The organism is Geomicrobium sp. JCM 19039 (assembly GCF_000698145.1).
Taxonomy (GTDB): Bacteria; Bacillota; Bacilli; order Bacillales; family Marinococcaceae; genus Geomicrobium_A.
Window position 1 is genome coordinate 54564 of the sequence record NZ_BAXB01000018.1, and the last position, 17796, is coordinate 72359.

Below are 17796 nucleotides of genomic sequence, written 5' to 3' on the forward strand. Positions count from 1 at the left end.
TCCAAATTTTTGCCGGCAAAACCGTGCAGAAATTTGATATATGATCCTTTCTTAACTAGAACAAATGCGGAACTTGAGCGAAGCGCTTGTCACAGCTCAATAAAAGGTTTGTCCTTTATAAGGGGCATAAAAAAAGATGTCTCATTATGAGAGCATCTTCAGGCTGTTAAGATGTTTAGATGTTGTTTATATACAGCTCTTGAGGTAAACAGGGTTGAAGTTCGTCATAGAGCGCCCAGTGTGAGGTAAACTGCGGTGTTCTAAAGTGATCTAAATCACTGATCTCCTAGAAATCCCCAAAAATTAGCGGTCATCGCCACCGCCGGATCTGAAGATCGTGTATCTCCTAATCATTCCCAAATATAATGCAGCTAGAGGCTTATGTGAGCAAAAACCACCTTAACTTCGGTAGAGAGTAAAATCAAGCTTCTTCGTATTCTTGGATTTCGGAAATTCCTGCTAGCATTGCTCGCTCAGCTCGATGCAGAAGCGAACATGACGAGCTGTGTAATTTTATCACGTTGAAAAAATTAAGTTCGATACATATATAAGTTGAAATAAAGATTTCTTCAAGAACCAATGGTAAACCAACCGTTAACGCCAAAATTTTCAACGCCATCAAAAATCGCTGTTATTCGTTCACAGTAGATGCACCAAAAAAGAGAACCAGCATTACTGCTTTCAAATTGTCTCCTCACGGAACACCCGTTTTTAACAAAGTAGTAATGAACAAGCACGCCATCAACTGTTTTCAAAACAATTTCAGCGAACGAGAATGGAGATGCGACCTTCTATACGACTCGAGCAGAACGCTGCCTGCTTCTGCTCCTTCTCGTCACCAGAACTGCCGAAAATAACACACTAAGGATACCCACACCTTGCCAAACTGCTAATGTATCATTCAGAACGAGGACTCCGGTTATGACAGCCACGATTGGCTCAATGGTAGCGAGAATTGATGCTTTACTCGCTTCAAGGTGTTTCAATCCGGTAGTATAAAAAACATATCCGGCAACGGTTGAAACGAGGGCGAGCAGTACACTAGAAACGAGCACGTCTGCGTATGTAAATAACCTCACTTTAGCGGTCACGTCACTTGCTATTAGCATAAACACACTTGTGTATAAAAACGTATACGTCGTAATGGTGAGTGGCGAGTAGCGATCGGTAATCGGTTTTGTGAAGATGCTATACAATGCGTAAAAGAATCCTGAAAGAATGCCCATGCCGACAACAGATAGTGGCAAGCTTGAGGAACCATAAGGGAGCAGCTCTACAACGAAGGCACATCCAATCACAGCGAGACCAAGCGCAATCATCTTTGTTTTTGTGAGAGCTTCTTTAAAGAAAATTCTCGATAAGATTGTAACGAATAAAGGGCCGGTATAAAGCAGGGTAACAGCGAGTGAGATACCAGCTTGGGCGAACACTTCAAAGTAGAAGTAATTAAAAAAAGCGATGCTAATGATGCCTGCACCTGCAAACACAAAGTGATCACGCAACTTTGTAGCGAGGTGTTTACGGAAAAATAACATCATTAATAAAAACATGAAAACAAACGTGAAGACGCCACGAATCGCGACGACTTCCCAAGGCGTGAATCCGCGATCATACAGAGGGGATACGAATACGCCAATTAACCCCCAAGCGGATGCACCAACAATGGTATATAAGTATGCTTTTCCTCTAGCCATACAGATGTTTCCTACCCCTCTTTTTCTTCCAACCATACCACGAAACATTAAGAAGATAAAAAGTTTTCAAAGTAATTGTAGGCTCAAAACCGAAAATTATATCTTTTATAAAATAGTTATCTTTTTGTAAACGGTTTCTCGCGAATAATTGAAAATAACTATCTTTATTCAAAAGATTCTTGTCTGTAATGCAATTGTGCAAGTTGATACGATGTAGCAAATACGAAAAAGACAGCAGGAGGAGATTTGAATGGCTAAAGAAACGAAAGTGAAACAATATCAGGCACTGAACTGCACACAAAAGGGTGGATTCAAGAAGCCGCACTACGCATGCTCAGTAACAATCTCCATCCAGATGTTGCTGAAAACCCTGACGATTTGGTTGTCTATGGTGGCATCGGAAAAGCAGCGCGTAACTGGGAAAGCTACGATGCGATTGTAGATAGTTTAAAGACATTAAATGATGATGAAACATTACTCGTTCAATCGGGTAAGCCAGTAGTCGTATTCAAAACACATAAGGACGCGCCAAAAGTGTTAATTGCCAACTCCAACCTTGTACCTGCTTGGGCGAATTGGGATCATTTTCATGAGCTTGATCAAAAAGGACTCATGATGTATGGACAAATGACAGCGGGGAGCTGGATTTATATCGGTTCTCAAGGCATTGTCCAAGGGACGTACGAGACGTTTGGTGAGTTAGCGAAGCAACATTACGATGGCAGCCTCGAGGGTACAATTACCGTCACAGCTGGTCTTGGTGGAATGGGTGGAGCACAACCGCTTGCGGTAACACTCAACGGGGGCGTGTGTATTGCCATTGAAGTGGATCAACATCGCATTCAGCGCCGATTAGATACGAAGTATTTGGACGTTTCCACCGATTCAGTTGATGAGGCATTACGTATGGCTGAGGAAGCGAAAGCAAAGAAAGAAGCATTGTCAATTGGATTGTTAGGGAATGCTGCAGAAATCCTACCTGAATTCATTGAGCGGGGATTCACACCAGAAGTCCTTACAGACCAAACGTCTTCTCATGATCCGCTAAACGGTTATGTACCTACAGGTCTAAGTCTAGACGAGGCGGATGAACTACGCGCTCGTTCAGCAAAAAGTTATACAGAGCAATCAAGAAAAAGCATTGCTGAGCACGTAAAAGCGATGCTCACTCTTCAGCAAAAAGGATCGATTACGTTTGATTATGGCAACAACATTCGACAAGTGGCGAAAGACGAAGGAGTCGAAAATGCGTTTGATTCCCAGGATTTGTGCCGGCATATATTCGCCCGCAGTTTTGCGAAGGAAAAGGACCTTTCCGCTGGGTAGCCTTGTCAGGAGATCCGGAAGACATTTATAAAACTGACGAAGTGATTCTACGTGAATTTAGTGACAACGAGCATTTGTGTAATTGGATTCGCATGGCGAGAGAGAAGATTTCTTTCCAGGGATTACCCTCTAGAATTTGCTGGTTAGGGTATGGTGAAAGAGCGAAATTTGGGAAGATCATTAACCAAATGGTGGCAGACGGTGAGTTAAGCGCACCGGTTGTCATTGGACGCGATCACTTAGACTCAGGTTCGGTAGCTTCACCAAACCGTGAGACAGAATCGATGAAAGACGGCAGTGATGCAGTCGCTGACTGGCCAATCCTCAATGCGATGATTAATAGTGTCGGTGGCGCAAGTTGGGTGAGTGTGCACCACGGTGGTGGTGTAGGTATGGGGTATTCCCTCCATGCAGGCATGGTTATCGTTGCTGATGGAACGAAAGATGCAGAAGCTAGGCTTGAGCGTGTGCTTACAACAGATCCTGGAATGGGAATTGTACGACACGTAGATGCTGGCTACGATGAGGCTATTGACGCTGCGAAGAGACATAAGATGAACATTCCGATGTTAGATCAATAGAAAGGAAGAGTGTACATGTCAAAAATCGTTTATATTTCAAATGCTGCGCAAGTGGTGACAATGAAAGGCCATAGTGAACAACCTGCTAAAAAAGAGAGAATGTCAGAAGTAGGCATGATTGAACACGGCAGTGTGCTTATTGAAGATGGTGTCATTTTGGCGGTAGGAACGGATCAAGACATTCGCGCAGAACACAGTGAAAAGCTTGAGAATGCGGAGGTAATCGATGCCACTGGAAAGACGGTTACTCCAGGCCTTGTTGACCCGCATACACATCTCGTTCATGCAGGTACACGCGAAAACGAATATGCGATGCGCCTTGAAGGCAGAAGTTATATGGACATTATGAACGCAGGTGGCGGAATTCATGCGACGACACGGGCGACGCAAAAAGCGACTTCAGAAGAATTATACGAGCAGTCGCATCGTCGTCTGAACAAATTTTTGCTACACGGTGTGACGACAATAGAAGCGAAAAGTGGGTACGGATTAACACTTGAACATGAGCTTAAGCAATTGCGTGTCGCTAAAGAGCTTGAAGCAGACCATCCGATCGATATTGTGTCTACGTTCATGGGGGCACATGCTGTGCCGATGGATGAAAAAGAAAATCCAGAAGCATTTGTGGACCGTGTCATTGATGAAATGATGCCAGTGGTCGCTGAAGAGAAACTGGCGAAATTTAATGATGTGTTTTGTGAGCGTGGCGTATTCACGCCTGATCAGTCAAGACGAATTCTAGAAGCAGGGAAAAAGCACGGTCTTATTCCAAAGATCCATGCGGATGAAATTGAGCCGTACGAAGGCGCAGAACTTGCTGCTGAAGTAGGTGCCATTTCGGCTGATCATTTGCTTAAAGCTAGCGACCGTGGGGTTGAACAAATGGCTGAAGCGGGTGTAGTGGGTGTGTTACTACCAGGAACAGCTTTCTTCTTAATGGCAGAGTTTGCCGATGGCCGTAAGATGATCGACAAAGGTTTGCCCGTAGCGCTTTCGACTGATCAGAATCCAGGCTCCTCACCGACGATTTCATTGCCATTTATTATGAATCTCGGCTGCTTAAAAATGGGGATGACACCTGAAGAGGTGTTGACGGCAACGACGATTAATGCGGCACATGCCATTGGTATGGAGAAGAAAGTAGGGAGCCTTGAAGTTGGGAAGAAAGGCGACGTTACGATCTTTGATGTGCCGAATTATTTGACCTTGTCCTATCAATACGGCATGAATCATGTTGATACGGTCGTTAAAGAAGGCAAGACACTCGTCCGTGGTGGTTCATTAGCATGAGTGGCTATCCGTACCCTCAGCTTGATCGACCGCAAAGAGTTTGGACAAAAAAAGCAGAGGCGACCGAAGACGTAAAAGTTCACGAGTGGATTCGACCTGTCCATGAAACGACTGATTTGGGTAATGTGGACGTGACGATTCTCGGAGTTCCTCTGTCAAAGTCATCCATTAGCACTTCGGCAGCGAGTGAGAACCCAGAAGCGATGCGCGCCGCTTGGAAATCGTTCCAAACGTACAACTTGGACGAAGACGTCGATCTTGCGTCTCTTCGTGCCGTTGATTTAGGGGACGTTAAGCAGCATGTGACGGATATTCAACATACGCACGAGAACATTACAAAAGCGATGGAAGCGATGAGAGTACACCATCCACATACACTGCCTGTGTCCTTAGGTGGTGACCACTCCATTACAGCGATGCTCGTAAAAGGGTGGAAAAATGCTCATCCTAATGAGCAAATCGGGATTTTGCAATTGGATAGCCATTTTGACTTGCGAGACCCGAATGAGCTCGGTCCTGCAAATGGGACGCCCATACGGTTTTTAATTGAGGACGGTGTCATTGAAGGCAAGCACGTGCATAACATTGGTCTCCATGGTTTTTTTAACGCCAAGGACTTAAAAATATACGCAGATCAACATGGAATTAACTATAAAACGATGAAAAATACTAGAAAAGCCGGCATTGGATCGGTCATTCAAGAAGCATTGGAAACACTAAGTAAGCAGGTAGATACCATCTATTTAACGGTCGACATGGACGTGCTTGATATTGTTCACGGACCCGCAGCTCCCGCCGCCACACCTGGTGGCATGTATACAGAAGAATTATTCGAAGCTGTTCAACTGGCAGGTGAACATGAACGAGTGAAGGCAATGGACATTGTTTGTCTTGATCCTCGAAAAGATGTTGGGGAACAAACCGTTAAAGCTGCCGTTCACACCATGCTCAGTTTTCTTACCGGATATAGCAAAAGAAAAGAGGCGTAGTTGCCTCTTTTCTTTACACCGGTCGTTGTGTTGAATACAGGGGGATGAAAGATGAAACAAACATCGAGAACCGTTGAAACTGCGAATAACCGTCTTTCTTACGTGAAGTTATGGAGCACAATGATTATCGGTTTTCTTTTCTTTTTGCTTCCAATAAAGGTAGACGGAGCTTGGACCATTCCTTTTGATGTCTTTGTGTCTAGCATACAAGACCACTTTCCACAAATGGTCGCCTTTTACGTATTGCTCATTATCTTGTTGAGCGCTGTACTTAGCACGATTGCACTTATTCAATCGCGCTCGAATACTGAATGGAGCCGTGATTTTTCGTATTTTCGGACGAGCATACCGTTTTTAATCTTTCGTTTGCTCGGTGCTGTTTTTGCGATTATGATCGTCTTTAATATCGGTCCAGAAGCGGTGCTTTTGCCGAATACTGGACAGCTCATGTATCACAATCTTGTGTCATCTGTAGCAGTCATTGTTCCTTTAGGTGCTTTCTTTGTCACGCTTTTCGTTGCTTTTGGCGGATTGGAATTTATCGGAACATTATCAAAACCGATTATGCGACCCCTTTTCAAAGTGCCAGGGCGTGCGTCGTTAGACATTGTCGCATCCATTGTAGCAAGTTACTCAGTCGGCATTTATGTGACGAACAAAATGTATAAACAGAGCCGATACTCCGCTAAAGAGTCCATCATTATCGTAACGTGTTTTTCGTCTGTAAGCATTGGATTTTTTGCCGTTGTCGCTTCAACATTGGATTTGTTGCATCTGTTTCCCCTTATCTTTTTAAGTGTCACATTTGTCATGATTGTGCTGGCTGCGATTCTCGTTCGAATTCCACCTCTTTCTAGAAAACCAGATACGTTTGTGGGTGAACCGGTGGAAGAAGAACAACCTGAAGGAAATCTATTTAAGGCAGCACTTCGGATCGGTGCAGCCCGGGCAAAAGAATCCAATCAGTTATTTAAAGAACTGTTTAGTGGATTGCTAGATGGTGGTAAATTAACGATTCTAATCTTACCTACGATTCTATCTATCGGGTTGTCTGCCATTTTAATTGCAGAATATACACCTGTTTTTCAATGGATTGGAAAGCCGATGGAACCACTCATCATGTTGTTAGGCATACCGGATGCACATCTCGTAGCACCGGCATCACTCGTTGGAATTGCAGAGATGTTCTTGCCTGCGTTGTTTGTTGTAGAGGCCGCAGTTGAAGCGAAATTCTTTATCGCTGTTCTTTCCTTATCTCAAGTATTGTTTTTCTCAGCGGTCATTCCGCTTTTGATGGAAGTGGATGTACCGGTCACACTAAAAGATATGCTCATTCTGTTTGTGCTTCGTACACTCATAGCGATGCCGATTATCGCCTTGATTACCCATATCGTATTCTGATTGACTTTTCACAAGGAAAAAAATACAATGAAAACAATTACACCAGTCAATAGTTGATAGTTCGTGTGTAATGTTTAAGGTTAGTGAGTGATTGGAATGCCTTTAAAAACAAACGGAAGAATCGGAAAATCCGCGCTTTTACTTCTTTTGGAAGAAGATTGTGCACATATTGAAGAACAATTGCAGCTTTCAAACTGGCAGTTTTGCAAAGGGAAAGTTGGATCAATGGATACACATAAAGTCGTTGCCGCTATTGAAACGGCAGCAAAGAATGAGAAGATCATTAACAAAGACCTTTACCGAGAAGGGCACGCGCTTTATCACGCAATTATTGAAGCGATGCAAGGGGTTACGAGAGGGCAAGTCCAGCTAGGCTCGATGTTACGTACGGTTGGTCTTAGCTTTTCCATCGTGAGAGGTCGACCTTATGATGAACCCGAAGAAGGGGAATGGATTGCCGTATCTCTTTATGGGACAATTGGAGCCCCAGTAAAAGGCGCAGAGCACGAGACGATTGGACTTGGCATTAACCACATATAAGCGGCCCACAGCCAATAGACACTAGGGGGCTATATGAAACCGTACATCGTACGGTTTTGTATAGTCCCTTTTTATATTGAAAAAAAAGGAGCGGTCTAATGATTACATTAAATGGACATTCACTTACGATCGTACAAATGAAAAAGATCTTGTTTGACAAAGAACGTGTTCAGATTGATGACTCGAGCTTAGAGAAAGTGAAAACGTCTCGGGAAGCAGTAGAACGAATTGTTGAGCATGGCGATGTCGTGTACGGCATTAACACGGGGTTTGGGAAGTTAAGCGATGTGCCCGTACCGAAAGAAGACGTCGAGGCACTGCAGCGCAACTTAATTCATTCCCATGCTTGCGGTGTCGGAGAGCCTTTTCCAGAACCTGTCGGGCGTGCGATGCTCATTCTTAGACTCAATGCGCTTCTTAAAGGCGTTTCCGGGGTTCGCCCTGTCATTGTTCATACCTTAAGAGATATGATTAACGCAAACCTTTCACCAGTCGTTCCGCAACAAGGGTCTCTCGGCGCAAGTGGAGATCTTGCTCCCCTCGCTCATTTAGCACTCGCGCTCATGGGAGAAGGAGACGTGTTTGTAAAAGGAGAGCTTCGCCCTGCCTTGAAAGTGTTAGACGAATACAACATTAAGCCTGTCACACTACGAGCAAAAGAGGGTCTCGCGCTCATCAACGGGACACAAGCGATGACAGCAATGGGGGTCATTGGATACCTTGAAGCCGAGAATTTGGCTCAGTATGCCGATCTTGTAAGTGCGTTGACGATTGAAGGGCTTCAAGGCATTATTGATGCATTCGATGAGGACGTTCACATCGCAAGAGGGTATGAGGAGCAAGTTGATGTTGCAGCGAGAATTCGTGACTACCTTGAAGGAAGCCGATTGACGACGCGTCAAGGGCAATTGCGAGTGCAAGATGCCTACTCCATCCGTTGTATTCCGCAAGTGCACGGAGCATCTTGGCAAACGTTGAAGTATGTAAAAGAGAAGCTAGAAATTGAAATGAATGCAGCGACCGACAATCCACTAATCTTTGACGATGGTGAAAAAATTATAAGCGGAGGGAATTTTCACGGTCAACCCATTGCATTTGCTATGGACTTCCTAAAGATTGCCGTCGCAGAACTCGCGAACATTTCAGAACGAAGAATTGAGCGGTTAGTGAATCCACAGCTCAATGATTTACCAGCATTTTTAAGCCCGCAACCTGGAATTCAGTCTGGGGCGATGATTCTTCAGTATACGGCTGCTTCCCTAGTATCTGAAAATAAGACACTGGCTCATCCAGCAAGTGTGGATTCAATCCCATCTTCAGCCAACCAAGAAGATCATGTAAGCATGGGGACCATTGGTTCTAGGCATGCGTATCAAATTATCCAAAATGCGAGAAAAGTATTAGCGATCGAGGCCATCTGTGGCATGCAAGCTGCGGAATACAGAGGTAGTGAGAACCTTGCGATGAAGACGAAACAGTTCTATACCGAAGCAAGAAAAGTGGTTCCGTCCATTGAGCAAGACAGAATCTTTTCAAAAGATATTGAACAACTAGACCATTGGCTAAAAACGAGAATGTGCGAGGAAGTTACGCCCGTCGTTTCTTGAGTGGTGAACGCCTGCTTTTTTAAGGAGGTCGCGGGTCTTCAAAAAAAGTCGTTAAGGAGGGCGAATTCAAATAGATACCATAATAGTGTAAGTGTAAATGCAACGTGTACTTTTTCAGTCACGTCCAAGCGTTTAAGTTCGTACAGCCAATCTATATAGGAGGAACTGAAGAAATTGACTAGTTCTTGAGGTTGTAACAACACCATATCTCTTTTCAATACGATTGACGTAAGAAACGCCACCACTCTTTTCGGTCACAAATGTCAACAAGACGTCGTCATGAGTCATACTGAAGACTACTTGGTTTATCTTCGGCACCACCAGGGCCGAGGGTTGCTAATTCTTGAAGTTAATATGAATAAACACGGTTAAAATTCGTTATGGTAACGAACGTTCATAGATCACCCACGATCAGGTGAACTGTGGTGCTCTATAACGATCTAGATTGTCTAGATAAGTAGAACTAAATAAATTCTTCAAGAACTAATGGTAAGCTTGGGAAAGTGGAAACTGTGCTCGAGTTGCGGCCGAACTGTTCTCAAGTTGGGGAAAAGCGGTCTATTCTCATAAAACTAGGTAACAGATTACAAGGTCACCTGTACACCCTCTCCCAGAAGTCCCCACATTATATCGGTACGAGCTGCGCCGAACCGAGTGCAGTTTCGTTTCGGCCCCGGCGGGGCCGACGTGTCGTTGGCACTTCAGCCTGGAATCTGCGCTCCAGTTGGAACAAACTGCGCAGGAGTTTGATGAAATCGGCGCTTAAATCGGTCAAGAGCGCAAACTTGCGCGCAGATGGGGAAAACTTGCGCGCAGAACGGTCGTTCGTCTTGCCCGCATGTGACGCCATCCCCTGTGGCAACGGATTCAGAGAACCATCTTTTGCATTTCCAAGCCAAAAACCTAGCATCTTGTCGGCGCGAGCCGCGCCGAACCGAGTTCGATTTGGCTTCGGCCCCGCTGGGGACGACAGGTTGCTCGGTTATGGGCATCGAATCTGCGCTCCAGTTGGAACAAACTGCGCAAAATAGCACCGCGCTACCCCTCCAACCCAACACCCAACAGTGCAAATCAAGAAAATGTTAAGTTCATTCCATATAAACTGCCACATTCCAGGACGGTCCAAATCTTTACGTGCAAAAACCGAACAAGTCTTCATGCCTCTCAACACCCCTAGAGAAGAGAGCGGGAGTTCAAAGCACTAATTAGATGAATTCGAACTGTTTGCAGCCGTTGACGCAGCAGTCACGGCAATGACGACACTCGCTTCAATGGCCATAATTGTTTCGTATACGGCTTTGGAAACAGGTAAATCTTTGTTCGCTTGTTTCAGCTGTTTCCGAACAGCGCGTTCTTCTTTACTATCGGGATAGACGATGCCGAGAAGCTTACTTGCATCAATAAGTGATAACAACACGATGAGCCGTTCTTCTTCACGATTGAACGGCGTTTTTTCTTGCGCTTTTTGCAAGACGGTGTTGAACGTTTCTCGCAGTCCAGTTATATTGTTTTCTTCATGTAAATGATACGTATAATGAGGGAAAATCCAGAGGAATTTATGTTCTTTCACGTCTAAATACGACTGTTCCTCGAGGTGATAAGCCATCACATTTGGCAAATTCTTATGAGCGGTCGTTAGTTTGTACACCCAATCTTTCGCTGAACGTTTACGCTTATCGTTTTCAATAATTTGCAACGTTTTTTGGAGAACAGGATCTTCGTGTTCAGGATGAATAACGACAATTTTGTCCTTTTGCAATTCTACATTTGCAGACAACATCAGCTCGGCGATCAACGCCCCACTCAATCCGTACGGCAGCGCAGAACTACTACGAACATATACCCGATCTTTTTCGGGATCGATTGCGGTAAGCATTAACATATCGGCTAAAGTTAACATTTCGATTCACTCCTTTACTTTATATACGTTGCGAGTTGTTGGAAGGATTCAGAAAATACTTTAAGAGTAAAGAAAAAACACTAAATACCAATGGCAAAAATATATAAAACAACAACGTGCTGTAACCTGTGCTTCCCGAAATGACAATTATAAGGATGGTGGTTACGCTAAACAAAATTGTTGGTCCCTTCCATGTTCCGAAACGAGACAAGTAGTAATGGACAGGGGCTATAATGAAGATGGTTATGAGTGTGATGCCAAAGAATGTTAATATGACGGTTATTCCAGATGAATGATCTGGGATTGCTGAATGTACCGCTAGGAAATGGTGAAAAATGCCTCCAAAAAATGAATAGATGACACTAACGATAATGGATGTGAGAGCCATATCTCGGAATAAGTCGTTCGTATTCATCATTACCTCCGTCTACCTTTTATTCTTATTCCCCGATGTCATACCACAACTTACGATAGTCGACCCAACCTAATGTGTTCATTTCCACCCCATGTAAGTTTTTTGGGTAAAAGGCGTATTGCGTTAATCGATAAAGGTGAACATGCGTGTATTGACTTAATAGGTTGCGTTCAATATGGAGTAGTTTGTTTAGTGCATCCGTTGATTGCAAGGCTTGGTTAACGTCACGAAGAATATCTTCAGGCAGATGAGTGTTTAATATACTTTGACAGCTTAGAAAAGCCATCATATAAGTAAATAGCGGCGATTCAAGAAATAAGTTTTCTCCAAGTAGTAGATCAGCTCCTGCATGTTCACGGTGGAAATGATCATAGGGAAACACTCGTAAACGTATACGAATTCCGTGATTAAACAGGTAATCGAGGATGAGTTGAGCGTCTGCTTCATTCCCAGCTCCAGCATAAGTGTGAAGCTGTAACGTTTCCCCGCTATATTTACTTTGTTGCAACAAGCGAGCTCCTCGTGTCTCGTTTCTTGCGAATGTGTCTTTTTCAAACTCGTGCACCATTCGCTCAGCTTTTGAAAACCGTTTGCCTTGGTAGCGTTCAAGTAATGAGCTGACGGGAAGAAGATGGCAAATGGCTTCTCGCAAAAGGTCGTTGTTGGCTAAGGTGCCTGTGTTCATATTTAATGTTAGAAGTTTACTTCCTCGGTCCACCTTTTCATAACTTTCAAGCCGTTCATCCACACGTTCATAGTACGGGTAATGATAGAAGTTTAACGGAACATCTTTCTCGTTAAAATGTCGCGCCGAAGGATAATGGTAAAGTTCAGGATAAAAAAACATGCCAACCATATCAAGCAGAGGCCTTGTGTGAAAGTGTTTTGAGAATGCGTGCATGATGAACTTTTTGTCTGTGAAACTTTTGACTTCAAATGGTCCTGTTCCTACAGGCAGAGACGATCGTTCAACGGGAGTAATTGCAGCTCCAAGTGACGCAGCAATATGAAGCAGGTGTGGTTGTGAAGATTCAAATGTGATGCGCACAACATACCGGCTCAGTGTTTCAATCGTATCCATATCTTTAAATGCCCAATGATAAGGTGATTCTTTTATACGTACGTGTTGTAAGAGGCTTTCCCGAACGTCTTTGGCAGTCATTTCTTTACCTGAATGGAATGGTACGTCTTTACGTAAATAAAATGTCCATTGCTTGTTGTTGTTTTGTACGTGCCAATGATGGGCCAGGTCAGGTAAAAATTGCTCCGTCCGTTCATCATAACGAACGAGGCAGTTATAAAGATGCTTCATCACATGGTTTTCAGAACGACGGTGCACATGTAACGGACTCAAGCTCGTAAAGCTTCGGTAAGAAGGAAGAATAATCTGATCTTTGGATGTCGTATGTATGCTTGCTTCAGTTCGGGTCATGTCGGTCATAAGCCAATCAAAAAACTGCTGTAACTCGGTATGAGGAACAGAAAAGCGATGCAAAAAACCAAGAGCATCATCAATCGTTTGCGATGTGGCTACTTGTTTCGCTTGATCCATCAGCAAGTCATGGCGGCTAATGTGCAAACGAATGGTCGAGATTCTGCCACGCCCACGCCCGGGAGTCCACGTAATCCAACCAACTTCAGCTAGTTTAGCAAGCACTTTCTTAGCATTTCGATCTGTACAAGTAAGGATTGAGGACACACGTGAAAGCCGAATGGGGACAACAGTATTTACTTCTTTGATTTGATCCAATAATCGTAAGTAATATTCAATCAGGTGCACCTCTTCACCTCCGAAAAGGGGAACGCAATATATATTGAGTGTACACTTTTATTCCTCTTTAAAAAAGTTAGAATGATATGTGAAAGATGTGGAGGGGAATAAAATGAATGGATCTGCTCGAATACGTGTTATCCAAGTTGCATTAATGACTGCGATTGCTTTATTTGGAGATGCGATGCTATTTATTGTACTGCCATTATATTATGATCAATTTGGTTTAACCGCTCTGTGGCAAATCGGGCTCTTGCTCTCGATTAATCGCTTAATTCGTCTTCCGCTAAACCCACTGGTTGCTTGGTTTTACCGACGCTTTTCATTACGTACAGGCTTACTTATTGCGATGATTCTTGCAAGCATCACAACATTTTCCTACGGGGTGTTTCCGATTTTCTGGGTGTTGTTCATTGCCAGAATGCTCTGGGGTGTTGCCTGGTCACTGCTAAGAATGGGTGGTTTTCTTACCATAATTGAAGTGAGTTCTGATGAAAATCGAGGAAAACACGTTGGCATGTACAACGGTCTATGGGGGATTGGTGGGCTTGTTGGGATGCTGGCAGGTGGTTTACTTGCGGACCAGATGTCAATTATGCCGATCACAACGGTGTTTGCTTTATGTGCTGCCGCGTGTATCCCGGTTGTTTGGCGGGTAATTCCTAACGTACTTATTACGAATAATGATTCAAAACAGGCGGTTACAAATGAAAAATTTTCATTCACCCCGTACCATACAATCGTTTTATTAACGAGCCTCGGTATGGGTTTTTTGATTATGGGATTGTTCGCATCCACGTTAAGCCCACTAATTGAAACTTACTATATTGAGGAGTTGACTGTGCTAGGGGTTGTGATTGGGGCGGCTACCGTTGCAGGCGTTCTTCAAGCGGTTCGTTGGAGTTGGGATCCCTTTGTTGCTCCGCTCGTCGGAAAGTGGATGGACCGACTGGAGCATTCACACTACTTATTATTTGTGCCTCTATCGGGGGGAGCGATCGTTTTCTTTTTGATTGGATGGACGAGTGAGCTGTATCTATTGCTTTTATTGCTTGTTTTATTTCAATTAATTTCGACGTTTTTTTTCGACCACGGTTGATACCATTGCAACAGAAGCTGCTTCAAAGACGGACAGGGTGAAGTTTATGATGTGGCATACCATTATGGTAGACACTGGTGCAGCGGTAGGTCCTTTATTATCTTATTTACTTCTCTCGACATTTGATGGATCACTATCCATCGTTTACTTTATCGCAAGTGTCATATTCCTAGCGTACACATGTGTTTGGGCATACGCCGCAAAAAAGATCAAAACTGAGCGAACATAATCGCGTATTCTACTATTGAAAGGAGGAGAGACGGTGCAAACCATCACTCAGCAAAGCGTTGCGTATATTGAAGAGAACTTGCTACAACCGATCACCTTGGAAACCGTTGCCATTGAAATGGGCTATTCTAAGTACCACTTTCATCGGACGTTTGTTCGAGAAGTTGGCATGAGTGCTACGGAGTACATTAAACATCGCCGACTCGTTCTCGCTGCTCACCAACTCCTCTATACAGAAGAGCGAATTATTGATATTGCACTTAATAGTCATTTTGAGAGTCAAGAAGCATTTACAAGAGCATTTAAGAAATACTATTCCCTTCCTCCTGGAAAATATCGAAGCCTTTTCGCACAGAAAAAGGAGATGAGCCAATGGCCAATTCAGAAATTAAAGGGTGGTTCCTTAGCGGATCTCACCCCCATTTATACAAACTTACAGCGGATCAGGAAGTCGTTCACTACGGAAGCCAAAGTGTTCGGGTTGAATCAAAGGAAGCCATAGGAGAAGAGTGCTTTGCAACGATTATGCAACAGTTTAAAGCGAAGCAGTTTATCGGCAAAAGAATGAAGTTTACGGGGTTCGTCAAAACAGAGCAGGTGGAACAGTCTTGTGGATTGTGGATGAGAGTTGATGGGACTTCTCAAGATATTCTCCAATTCGATAACATGCACAATCGCCCAATTACAGGCACGACGGAGTGGAACTACTATACGATCGTTTTAGATATTCCTGATGACAGTTCAATCATCTCAATCGGTCTTTTGTTATCTGGAAAAGGGAGAGTATGGGTGGATCATCTTTCTTTTGAAGAAGTGGACGATAACACCCCTTCTACAAATATGGATCCTGAAGCAGAGCTTGCCTCTGAACCTATGAACCTTTCTTTTGAGGAGGTTTGACGATGAAGAGAAAAAGGAAATCAGACCCACATTCACAATCGGTTTTCATTGATTATTTTCTTGAAATTATTTTGTACGTGCCGCGGTTGATCAGGCGCCTCTTTAAAGAGATTTTTTAATACAAGAATGTACGTAGACTTCTAGTCTTGAGCCGTTTCTTGTCGCCAGTTAACAGAATAGATTGTATAGAACGATATTTTCTTTTTTAAGGAGAATGCTGATGACCAAGATATTCATTGATCCAGGTCATGGAGGTCATGATCCAGGCGCTCAAGGAAACGGTCTCACGGAAAAAGTACTTGTATTGCAAATCGGTCTACGCGTTCGAGATATTTTGCTTTCAGAATATGAGAATGTGGACGTTGCAATGAGTCGTACAACTGATGTGTTTGTTGAACTCTCTGAGCGTGCAAATCGTGCTGTTCGCTTTGGCGCAGACGGGTTTGTATCCATCCACTTAAATGCTTACGTTGCTTCAGCAAACGGTACAGAAACATTTATGCACAACAACTCCAACTTGCCTAGTCTGAGAAATCAACTGCATCAAAATATATTGTCTGAGATTCGTCGATACGGCACAGTAACTGACCGGGGATTAAAGTCTGCAAACTTTGCAGTTCTTCGGGGAACGTACCAGTCGATGAAAACCGCTCTCACTGAATCATTATTTATTACCAATGCTAGAGATGCCGCTCTACTTAAACGTTCAGAAGTCATTGAAGCAATAGCTAGAGGGCATGTGAACGGTATTGCGGCTGAGTTTAACCTATCAAAAATAACGGCAAAAGAGGAGGAGCAGTTTGTGAATTTAAATGATGCTCTGTTTGCAAGTAACATTGAGGCAATCCGCAGATTGGTTCGGCGACATGGTGTAGGGGATATGTCACAAAGGCTAGAAAACGGCACATTACCGTATGAAGACTTGATAGGAACCTTGATTAAAGCAATGGACGCTCCAGCACCTACTTCGGTTGCGCCCGCACATCAAGAAGCATGGCAAAAAGCGACGAGCCAAGGTATTCTAAATGGCGAACGACCAAAAGAACCCGTCTCCCGCGAGCAACTTGCAACCGTGTTAGATCGTACCGGCAACTTAGATTAATTGCTGATCCGTACCTCACTTGAGGTACGGATCTTCTACTTTGATTACGTGATACGGTGAATGGACCAAACGACACCGGAAGAAGAACCTGCACCAATATTCAAGTTGATATTCAAGCCATTGGAGACATAAAACAGACCAATTACGTCACCTGCATTTAAGTTCACATCTGCCGTTAAGTTCACACCCCCGTTACCGAGAATCGTTCGTAGTGTTAATAGTAGAAGAATACTTACGTTTAATACCGGAAACAACCCGGAAGCAATAACTGTCGGTGTTGGAGAGATTCTTTCAAGAGTGAATGCTGGGTTAACTCCAGCCCCGAGCTGAACCGATATAGCGGCAGTCGTTTGATAATTAATCATCGCCTTAATCGAATAACGACCTGAAGTTGGAACTGTGTAATTCCCAGTCGTAGGATCAAACCCAGTGTCTGCATAAAAAGGAGCTGGAGTAATCCAATTTCCCAATTGACCGGCCGCACTAAGCGATGCAGGCGTTCGTTGTGCAGAAAACCCTTGCAACGATACATTCGGACCAGTACTACCCGTTGGGCCTGTTGACCCTGAAGGACCCGTAGGTCCAGTGGGGCCAGTTGCACCCGTAGCTCCCCTCGTGCCAGTAGCCCCAGATGGTCCGGTAGCTCCTGTTGGACCCGTACCGCCAGTAGCCCCTGTTATGCCGGTGATTCCGGTACTCCCAGTACTCCCAGTCGAACCTGTAGAGCCAGTAACACCTGTTGATCCAGTCGGTCCAATAGGTCCGGTAGCGCCAGTGATTCCAGTACTACCTGTATTTCCAGAGGGACCGCTAGGTCCAGTAATTCCAGTAGCTCCAGTAACACCTGTTGCACCAGTAACCCCGGTAGGACCTGTATTTCCGGTCGTTCCTGTAATCCCCGTAGGACCAGTTGTGCCAGTGTTCCCGGTACTGCCGGTTAAGCCGCTTGGCCC

General features: G+C 44.2%; 12 protein-coding genes and 2 pseudogenes. 10 read left to right on the forward strand and 4 right to left on the reverse strand.

The window, feature by feature from the left end:
- Window positions 1-791: 791 nt before the first annotated feature.
- Entirely contained in the window at window positions 792-1694 is a 903-nt protein-coding gene (locus tag JCM19039_RS15730; protein WP_042428938.1) for a DMT family transporter, read from the reverse strand.
- A 276-nt stretch (window positions 1695-1970) separates the two neighbouring features.
- Between JCM19039_RS15730 and hutU the strand changes: the two are divergent.
- From hutU to hutH, 6 genes and pseudogenes are all read left to right on the forward strand, one after another.
- Window positions 1971-3601 (forward strand): annotated as a pseudogene (gene hutU / locus JCM19039_RS15735) (urocanate hydratase).
- Window positions 3602-3616: 15 nt separating this feature from the next.
- Window positions 3617-4891: an imidazolonepropionase gene (gene hutI, locus JCM19039_RS15740; protein ID WP_042428941.1), complete on the forward strand. Its 1275-nt coding sequence runs from the start codon at window positions 3617-3619 to the stop codon at window positions 4889-4891.
- The gene (locus JCM19039_RS15745; RefSeq protein WP_042428943.1) at window positions 4888-5880 is read left to right on the forward strand and encodes an agmatinase family protein; all 993 of its coding nucleotides are present in this window, start codon (window positions 4888-4890) and stop codon (window positions 5878-5880) included. The genes hutI and JCM19039_RS15745 overlap by 4 nt, the downstream gene beginning before the upstream one ends.
- 51 nt (window positions 5881-5931) lie before the next feature.
- Complete coding sequence (locus JCM19039_RS15750) at window positions 5932-7281, forward strand: YjiH family protein (RefSeq protein WP_042428946.1); 1350 nt, start codon at window positions 5932-5934, stop codon at window positions 7279-7281.
- A gap of 96 nt (window positions 7282-7377) precedes the next feature.
- On the forward strand, window positions 7378-7821 hold the full coding sequence (gene hutP / locus JCM19039_RS15755) for a hut operon transcriptional regulator HutP (protein WP_042428949.1): 444 nt from the start codon (window positions 7378-7380) through the stop codon (window positions 7819-7821).
- Between the two features lie 98 nt (window positions 7822-7919).
- Entirely contained in the window at window positions 7920-9428 is a 1509-nt protein-coding gene (hutH, locus tag JCM19039_RS15760) for a histidine ammonia-lyase (protein WP_042428952.1), read from the forward strand.
- 1201 nt (window positions 9429-10629) lie between these two features.
- On the opposite strand, the gene JCM19039_RS15770 is transcribed toward hutH, so the two are convergent.
- The gene (locus tag JCM19039_RS15770) at window positions 10630-11328 is read right to left on the reverse strand and encodes a GPP34 family phosphoprotein (RefSeq protein ID WP_042428957.1); all 699 of its coding nucleotides are present in this window, start codon (window positions 11326-11328) and stop codon (window positions 10630-10632) included.
- 440 nt (window positions 11329-11768) lie between these two features.
- Window positions 11769-13523 (reverse strand): ABC transporter substrate-binding protein, encoded by a 1755-nt coding sequence (locus JCM19039_RS15775; RefSeq protein WP_042428958.1) that lies wholly within the window; start codon window positions 13521-13523, stop codon window positions 11769-11771.
- Between the two features lie 103 nt (window positions 13524-13626).
- Between JCM19039_RS15775 and JCM19039_RS15780 the strand changes: the two genes are divergently transcribed.
- The 4 genes from JCM19039_RS15780 to JCM19039_RS15790 all read left to right on the forward strand — a co-directional run bounded on the left by JCM19039_RS15780 (window position 13627) and on the right by JCM19039_RS15790 (window position 16843).
- A complete protein-coding gene (locus JCM19039_RS15780) occupies window positions 13627-14613 on the forward strand; it encodes an MFS transporter (RefSeq protein WP_052398867.1) in 987 nt (328 codons plus the stop codon).
- A 46-nt stretch (window positions 14614-14659) separates the two neighbouring features.
- A complete protein-coding gene (locus JCM19039_RS22425) occupies window positions 14660-14842 on the forward strand; it encodes a hypothetical protein (RefSeq protein WP_052398868.1) in 183 nt (60 codons plus the stop codon).
- A 33-nt stretch (window positions 14843-14875) separates the two neighbouring features.
- On the forward strand, window positions 14876-15343 hold the full coding sequence (locus JCM19039_RS27450; RefSeq protein WP_307190278.1) for a helix-turn-helix transcriptional regulator: 468 nt from the start codon (window positions 14876-14878) through the stop codon (window positions 15341-15343).
- A 618-nt stretch (window positions 15344-15961) separates the two neighbouring features.
- The gene (locus JCM19039_RS15790; protein WP_042399787.1) at window positions 15962-16843 is read left to right on the forward strand and encodes an N-acetylmuramoyl-L-alanine amidase; all 882 of its coding nucleotides are present in this window, start codon (window positions 15962-15964) and stop codon (window positions 16841-16843) included.
- A gap of 44 nt (window positions 16844-16887) precedes the next feature.
- Here the strand turns inward: JCM19039_RS15790 and JCM19039_RS15795 are convergent.
- A pseudogene (locus JCM19039_RS15795) lies at window positions 16888-17796 on the reverse strand (collagen-like protein); the annotation flags it as partial.

Bases quoted from the DNA above. Each gene is read 5' to 3' on its own strand.
- JCM19039_RS15730 (WP_042428938.1), bottom strand. From the start codon at position 1,694: ATGGCTAGAGGAAAAGCATACTTATATACCATTGTTGGTGCATCCGCT.
- hutI (WP_042428941.1), top strand. From the start codon at position 3,617: ATGTCAAAAATCGTTTATATTTCAAATGCTGCGCAAGTGGTGACAATG.
- JCM19039_RS15745 (WP_042428943.1), top strand. From the start codon at position 4,888: ATGAGTGGCTATCCGTACCCTCAGCTTGATCGACCGCAAAGAGTTTGG.
- JCM19039_RS15750 (WP_042428946.1), top strand. From the start codon at position 5,932: ATGAAACAAACATCGAGAACCGTTGAAACTGCGAATAACCGTCTTTCT.
- hutP (WP_042428949.1), top strand. From the start codon at position 7,378: ATGCCTTTAAAAACAAACGGAAGAATCGGAAAATCCGCGCTTTTACTT.
- hutH (WP_042428952.1), top strand. From the start codon at position 7,920: ATGATTACATTAAATGGACATTCACTTACGATCGTACAAATGAAAAAG.
- JCM19039_RS15770 (WP_042428957.1), bottom strand. From the start codon at position 11,328: ATGTTAACTTTAGCCGATATGTTAATGCTTACCGCAATCGATCCCGAA.
- JCM19039_RS15780 (WP_052398867.1), top strand. From the start codon at position 13,627: ATGAATGGATCTGCTCGAATACGTGTTATCCAAGTTGCATTAATGACT.
- JCM19039_RS22425 (WP_052398868.1), top strand. From the start codon at position 14,660: ATGATGTGGCATACCATTATGGTAGACACTGGTGCAGCGGTAGGTCCT.
- JCM19039_RS15790 (WP_042399787.1), top strand. From the start codon at position 15,962: ATGACCAAGATATTCATTGATCCAGGTCATGGAGGTCATGATCCAGGC.